Below are 6,769 nucleotides of genomic sequence, written 5' to 3'. Positions count from 1 at the left end.
GTCTTCGGGTGGGCGTGGGGGCCGTCCTCCGTTCTTCTCACCACCGTCTTGATCGCGCTGGGGGCGTGGGCGCTCTCGCGGCGACGCCCCTCGGCGCTCGCTTTCGGTCGCGCCGTCCGGCGGAGCATCGTCCCCCTGGCCATCACCGTGGTATTCGGTCTGTTCGTCTTCTGGCGCATGTACATGTCGGTCGTGCCGGGGCCGGAGGCCATCGGACAGCTCCAGGACACGATGTTCCACATCGACGTCGTGCGTTACATCATCGAGAACCAGGACGGCTCATCGGCTCATACCGGCTACATGGACGGTTCGCAGGATGCCTCGGGCTTCTACCCCGCGGGGTGGCACGCCACGGCGGCTCTGCTGGTCGAACTCACCGACATCTCCATCCCCTTGGCGGCCACAACGGTGTCGGCTCTGCTCACGGTGGTCGTCTTTCCTCTCGCGGCCATCACCCTCGCTGTAACCCTGTTCGGTCAGTCGCGACGGATCGTGGCGTGCGTCGGAGTGGCCGCTCAGCTCGTCGGAGCCTTTCCTTGGCGCTTCCTCAGCTGGGGACAGCTCTATTCCAACCTCATGGCGATGTCGCTGCTGTCGGCCGTCATCGCCGGACTGGTGATCCTGCTGCGGTCGTGGTCTTCGTCTCCGATCGCCCAGCGGGCCCTCCTCATCGGGCTGATCGGCGTCTCGATCGTCGGCACCGCGTTGGCTCAGCCGAACACCGTCTTCGCTCTGGTGGTCATCGGATTCGCCTTCATCGTCAACGCGATCGTGATGGGGCCCCGCCCTGTCCGGTGGAAGCTGCTCTGGCTGGCCGCCGTGGTCCTCCTGCTCATCGGCGGGTGGACGCTGCTCTACGTCGCCCCGTTCATGCAGCGGACCGTGACGTGGGTGTGGGACTCCTTCGAGACTCCCGCGCAGGCGTTCGGCGAACTCGTCACCCTCGGCTTCAACGGCGGTCTGGGGCAGTTCGGCCTCGCTGCGCTGATGGTCGTCGGAGGGTGGCTCGTCGTGCGTCGGCGCCCGAACGAGGCGTGGCTCCCCGCCAGCGCCCTGGCTTTCGGTGGCCTGTACGTTTTCTCCGCCGGGAGCGAGGGTCGCGTGCGCGACTTCTTGACGGGGTTCTGGTATCACGACTCCTACCGCCTGGCCGCCCTCGTCGCGATGTTGAGCGTCCCCCTGGTTGGCGTCGCCATGGCGGCGGTTCTGCACCGTCTGCGCCACCGCTTCTCCGGCATCCGAGCCGGTGCGTTCTCGGCCCTCGCGCTGCTCCTGGCGGTGGCGACGGTGTTCATGCCGGGTGCCAGTCAGCAGCGGGAGTGGATCCGTCTCAGCTTCGCCACCGACGATGCCTGGATGATCTCGCCCGCCGAGCGGGAGTTCCTGTCCGAGGTGGCCCAGGTGGTTCCCGACGGCGTCGTCGTGGCCAACAATCCCTATGACGGGTCCGGACTCGCGTACGGTCTCTTCGGCACAGACGTGCTGTTCCCCGCGATGGACGGGAATTGGCTGGGAGAGTGGGATCCCGAGAAGAAGACTGTGTCATCCAAGCTCACGCTCTCGAGCTTCTCGCCCGACGTCTGCGCGGCCGTGGAGGACCTCGGAGTCGTCTACCTTCTGCAGCTCGATGACCGGTGGTACTCGAGCGGGGGGACTCTCCCTGAGTGGTCGGGGCTGCGGGTGGACGGCACCCAGCGGGGCTTCGAACCCGTCCTTAAAGAGGGCGACATGGGGCTATACCGCGTCACCGGGTGCGACTGAGCGATCGCCTCACATCGCGGCGTGGCGGACGGTCAAGACCCCGGTGCCGGTGAGGTGCGCCAGACGGGCTGAGCGGGGCGCATGTCCGGGATGACCGCCTGCCGCTTCGGCGACGTTGCCGCGGACGATGACGAACGCCCCGCGGGCCGAGGAGTCGGGATTGACGCGCTCTGGTCCGCGGGGCGTTGGTCAGGTCGCGGGTGGGATCAGACGGACGGGGGAGCGCTGTAGGTCAGGTAGTTGAGGCGGCTGACCTCGCGACGCGCCTTGAGGACACCGTCGAGGATGAGCCCGATGACGGCGGCCAGCCCCCCGGCGAGCACCACACCGATGGCCAGGATGGCCGACGGCAGGCGCGGAACAAGACCGGTGGTGACGAAATCCGCGATGACCGGTATGCCGACGAGAATCCCGACCAGCGCGAGCAGGGTCGCGACGATACCGTAGAAGAGCATCGGACGCTCGTGCCGGACGAGCTGCGCGATGAGGTTCAGGATGCGGAATCCGTCGTGGTAGGTGCGCAGCTTGCTCTCGCTGCCCTCGGGACGGTCTTTGAAGCCGACGCTCACCTCCGCCTGCGGCACGCGCACGCTCATCGCGTGCACGGTCAGCTCGGTCTCGATCTCGAACTCCCGGGACAGCGCGGGGAAGCTCTTGACGAAGCGCCGCGACATCACTCGATAACCACTGAGCATGTCGGAGACCTCGGAGCCGAAGATGTTTCCCACGAGCCAGTTGAAGCCGCGGTTGCCGAGCGCGTGGCCGGGACGGTAGGCGCTGTTGGTCGTCTCCTGGCGGACACCGAGGATGTGGTCGTAGGGACCCTCCTGCAGCGTGCGGATCATCTCGGGGAGAGCGGCCGCGTCGTAGGTGTCGTCGCCGTCGATCAGGACGTAGATGTCCGCTTCGACGTCGGCGAACGCGCGGCGGACGACGTTGCCTTTGCCCTTGCGCTCCTCGCGGCGCACGACGGCACCCGCCTCGCGGGCCACCTCGGACGTACGGTCGGTGCTCGAGTTGTCGTAGACGTAGATCGTCATCTCGGGGACGGCAGCGCGAAGGTCCCGCACGACGGAAGCAATGGAGAGCTCCTCGTTGTAGCAGGGGACGAGCGCCGCGATGGTGGGGGACGTGGACATGTCCGGACGAACCTCGCGGGTATGATCTGAGCAGATGGAACCTCGGTGGGCAGCCGCCGCCGAAGCCGCATCAGGCTATCACGGTCGCCATATCCGCCCTTCGCCGAGAGGTAGCCATGAGCTCAACATCCCGCGCGCACGCCGCAAAACTGGCATCTTTTCTCGCGATCGGGGGGCTCGCCTTCCTGGTCGACGCGGCCGTCTTCAACCTCCTTGCGTTCTGGGTGACCGGTCGTGGACCGCTGTTCGATCAGCCGTTGATCGCGAAGACCATCGCCATCGTCGTGGCCTCGATCGTGACCTACGTGGGCAACAGGTATTGGACCTTCGGTCGCCGGCGACTGTCGCTGCGGTTCTCGCGGTACGTTGTCTTCGCCCTCCTCAACCTCGCCGCGATCGGCATCCAGCTGGGGTGCCTCGCTTTCTCCCGGAACGTCCTCGGTCTGGAAGGACCGATACCCGACAACATCTCCGGAACGTTGATCGGCCAGGCTCTCGCCACGATCTTCCGCTACCTGACCTACGACCGGCTCGTCTTCCGCGAAGAAGGCGGAGACGCTGACACCATCACGGAGGAAACCGCGTGACCGACCAGATCGTCGATGTCGAAACGACCGGGACCGGCAGGATCCGACCGCGCGACCGACGACGGACGACGGGGGCAGCCGCGACCGTCGTCTTCGCCCTCGTCTCGCTCGTGGTCGGCACGCTCTTCGTTTTAGTTAACCCCCCGTTCTGGGGCAACGACGGGTTGAGCCAGTACGCCCGCGCTTTCCAGATCTCGCACGGTCAGCTCCTGCCCCAGCAGATCGAGTGGGGCGGGAAGGGGGACTCCTACGGTGGGGAGATCCCGTCGTCGGTGTGGGGGCTGTACGGCCACGCGGCCACGGACCTGGGTGCGAACCCGGACGAGCCCGGCCGCTGGATCCTGGAGCCCGAGGAGTACGAGCGACTCGGAGGCGAACGATACGCCGATCCCCAGCGCAACCTGATCTGGTTCTCCAACACCGCTGCGTACTCGCCCGTGCCGTACATCCCGGCGGTCTCGGCATCGTGGATCGCGGAGGGGGCGAACCTGTCGGTCACGAGCGCGCTGCGTCTCATGGCCCTCTTCAGTCTGTTCGCCTACATCGTCCCGGTCGCGGGAGCGCTGTGGGTCCTGCGCCGATCCAAGATGCGCTGGCTCTTCCTCGGCCTGGCGTTGCTTCCGCCGGCCCTGCTGCAGTCGGCGACGATCACCGCCGACGCGTTCACCAACGGTCTGGCCTTCCTGTTCACCGCCCTGTTGGCCAAGACGATGCTCGAGAAACAGGGACTGGGGCGTGTCGAGACGACGTTGCTCTACCTCAGCGCCATCGCGCTGCCCCTGGGAAAACCGTCCTACCTCCTGCTCGCCGCCCTCTTGGCCTTCGCGAGCGTGCGCCGCCTCCGCGGTCGAGCCTGGCTGAAGTGGGGATCGCTGGCGGTGTCGGCCGTCGCCTGGACGGCCTGGTTCCTCGCCACGCGGGGCATCGGGGACGTTCTCGCCTTCTACCGGTCCGACTACGAGACGCGGGAGTTCGGCACGACTCCGATGATCCTGCACACGCTGGGCGACCCCCTCGGCTTCCTCGGCAACGTCGCGCGGACGTTCGTCTACCGCGACAACTTCTTTTTCCTCGACCTCATCGGTTCATCCAACGTCCGGGTTCCGAGCTCCGCCATGCTGGTTGCCGTCATCGGGGTCGTCCTCGCCATCGGATGGCTTCCCCGGTTCTCGGTCGGCCGGCGTACCCGGTGGGGGTGGGTCGCGGTCAGCGTGATCTCGGTCCTGGGACTGTTCGGCACGCTCTACGTCACCTTCACCCCGGTCGGCTTCTACCTCATCGACGGCGTTCAGGGGCGCTACTTCTTCCCCCTCTGGCCTCTACTCGCACTGACCATCGCCCTCTTCTTCCCGCTGCGCTGGCAGGACGGGCCGCGGAGCGAGCGCGTCCTGACCCGGACGGTCTGCACCATCGCGGTCGTGACGCCGGTACTCGCGCTATTCAAGTTCTGGTACGTCGTCTGGATCGGCGCCTGATCAGGAGTTCGCGATCCCGGTGGGGTAAGTTGTTCGAGTTTGGTGAGCGCACGTCGCCGCTCCACGCACAGGAAGTACTGCATCATGGATCTCCTCATCGTCGGCTCCGGCTTCTTCGGACTCACCATCGCCGAACGGGCCGCTGCCGCGGGTCGCAAGGTCACGGTCATCGATCGGCGCCATCACATCGGTGGTAACGCGTACTCGGCGGACGAGCCCGAGACAGGCATCGAGGTGCACCAGTACGGCGCACACCTCTTCCACACCTCCAACCCCACCGTGTGGGAGTACGTCAACCGCTTCACGCAGTTCACGAACTACGTGCACCGCGTCTACACGACGCACAAGAACGTGGTGTTCCCGCTGCCGATCAACCTCGGCACGATCAACCAGTTCTTCCACGCCGCCCACACGCCCGACCAGGCTCGGGCGCTGGTCCAGGAGCTGGCGGGGGAATTCGACGCGAAGAGCGCGACGAACCTCGAAGAGAAGGGCATCGCCCTCATCGGGCGCCCCCTGTACGAGGCATTCATCCGCGATTACACCGCGAAGCAGTGGCAGACCGACCCCAAAGACCTGCCCGCCGAGGTCATCTCCCGCCTGCCCGTCCGTTACACGTACGACAACCGCTACTTCAACGACACGTGGGAGGGTCTCCCCGTCGACGGGTACACCGCCTGGTTGGAGCGCATGGCCGATCACCCGAACATCGACGTGAAGCTGTCGACGGATTACTTCGACGATTCGCAGCCGCTGAACAAGAACGCCACCGTCGGGCAGGTGCCCATCGTCTACACGGGTGCCGTCGACCGCTACTTCGACTACGCCGAGGGTGAGCTCTCGTGGCGCACGCTCGACTTCGAGCAAGAGGTCCTGCCGATCGGCGACTTCCAGGGCACCAGCGTGATGAATTACGCCGACGCCGACGTGCCCTACACGCGCATCCATGAGTTCAAGCACTTCCACCCGGAACGCGCCGACCGCTATCCCGCCGACAAGACCGTCGTCGTCCGCGAGTACTCCCGATTCGCTACGCGTGCCGACGAGCCCTACTACCCCGTCAACACCGCTGACGACCGCGCGGGCCTTCTGGCCTACCGCGAGCTCGCGAAGGGCGAGAAGGATGTGCACTTCGGCGGTCGCCTGGGCACTTACCAGTACCTCGACATGCACATGGCGATCGGGGCGGCGCTGTCGATGTGGAACAACCAGCTGGCGTGATGAGGCGCTTCGCGACCATCGGCATCCTGCTGCTCGCGTCGGCGAGCGCGGGATGCGCCGGGGTCGTCGCACCCGATTCGTCGCCGCCGTCCGGAACACCGACCGGGAGTCCGACGTCGGTCGTGACGCCGCGGAGCGTGTTCGTCGTGGGCGACTCGAACTCGACGGGGTTCCGGGGCACCCTAGCGGAGGGGCTCGACGCGGGCGAGGCCTGGGCGGCCGCGCTGCCCGACAGTTTCTTCCCGATCGTTCAGGGCTGGGCTCGGGACGGTGCGACCACCGCCGACATGCGGCAGGCGGTGCGCGCCGGCGCTCGGGCTGATGTGCTGCTGATCATGGCTGGGACGAACGACCTGATCGCAGGCCTAGCGGCCGACGCCATCCTCGCCCACGTCGCCGACATCGCCGACGGCGTCGAGTCGCCGACCGTCGTCCTTCTCGCCGTCGCGCCCCTCGATGCGCTCGCCTCGGAGGCGGCGGTATTGAACGACGCGTTCGAGTCCCTCGCGCGTGAGAACGGGTGGGACTTCCTGGACCCGTGGGCGGGGATGCGTCGAGGCGACGGCACGTGGATCGCTTCCTGGAC

At 66.7% G+C, this 6,769-nt stretch carries 6 protein-coding genes; 5 read left to right on the top strand and 1 reads right to left on the bottom strand.

Annotation, left to right across the window (positions count from 1 at the left end; genetic code table 11):
* On the top strand, positions 1-1,761 hold a 1,761-nt coding region (locus DBR36_RS17695), incomplete at its 5' end, for a DUF6541 family protein (protein ID WP_108318867.1).
* Between the two features lie 206 nt (positions 1,762-1,967).
* On the opposite strand, the gene DBR36_RS09555 is transcribed toward DBR36_RS17695, so the two are convergent.
* Positions 1,968-2,900, bottom strand: coding sequence for a glycosyltransferase family 2 protein (locus tag DBR36_RS09555; protein ID WP_108318866.1), 933 nt, complete (start codon positions 2,898-2,900; stop codon positions 1,968-1,970).
* A 116-nt stretch (positions 2,901-3,016) separates the two neighbouring features.
* On the opposite strand from DBR36_RS09555, the gene DBR36_RS09550 reads away from it, so the two are divergent.
* From DBR36_RS09550 to DBR36_RS09535, 4 genes are all read left to right on the top strand, one after another.
* Positions 3,017-3,487, top strand: a complete 471-nt coding sequence (locus DBR36_RS09550; protein WP_108318864.1) for a GtrA family protein — start codon at positions 3,017-3,019, stop codon at positions 3,485-3,487.
* Entirely contained in the window at positions 3,484-4,962 is a 1,479-nt protein-coding gene (locus DBR36_RS09545) for a DUF2142 domain-containing protein (RefSeq protein ID WP_108318862.1), read from the top strand. The genes DBR36_RS09550 and DBR36_RS09545 overlap by 4 nt, the downstream gene beginning before the upstream one ends.
* Before the next feature lie 84 nt (positions 4,963-5,046).
* Positions 5,047-6,183 carry a UDP-galactopyranose mutase gene (gene glf, locus DBR36_RS09540; RefSeq protein ID WP_108318860.1) on the top strand — a complete coding sequence of 379 codons (1,137 nt, stop codon included), beginning with the start codon at positions 5,047-5,049 and terminating at the stop codon, positions 6,181-6,183.
* The coding region (locus DBR36_RS09535) for an SGNH/GDSL hydrolase family protein (RefSeq protein WP_146185303.1) at positions 6,183-6,769 on the top strand (587 nt) is incomplete at its 3' end. The genes glf and DBR36_RS09535, both read left to right, overlap by 1 nt.

It is taken from the genome of Microbacterium sp. HMWF026, assembly GCF_003061325.1.
GTDB classification, from domain to species: Bacteria; Actinomycetota; Actinomycetes; order Actinomycetales; family Microbacteriaceae; genus Microbacterium; species Microbacterium testaceum_E.
Note: the sequence above shows the minus strand (reverse complement) of the source record. Positions and strands in the feature narration are given on the sequence as shown.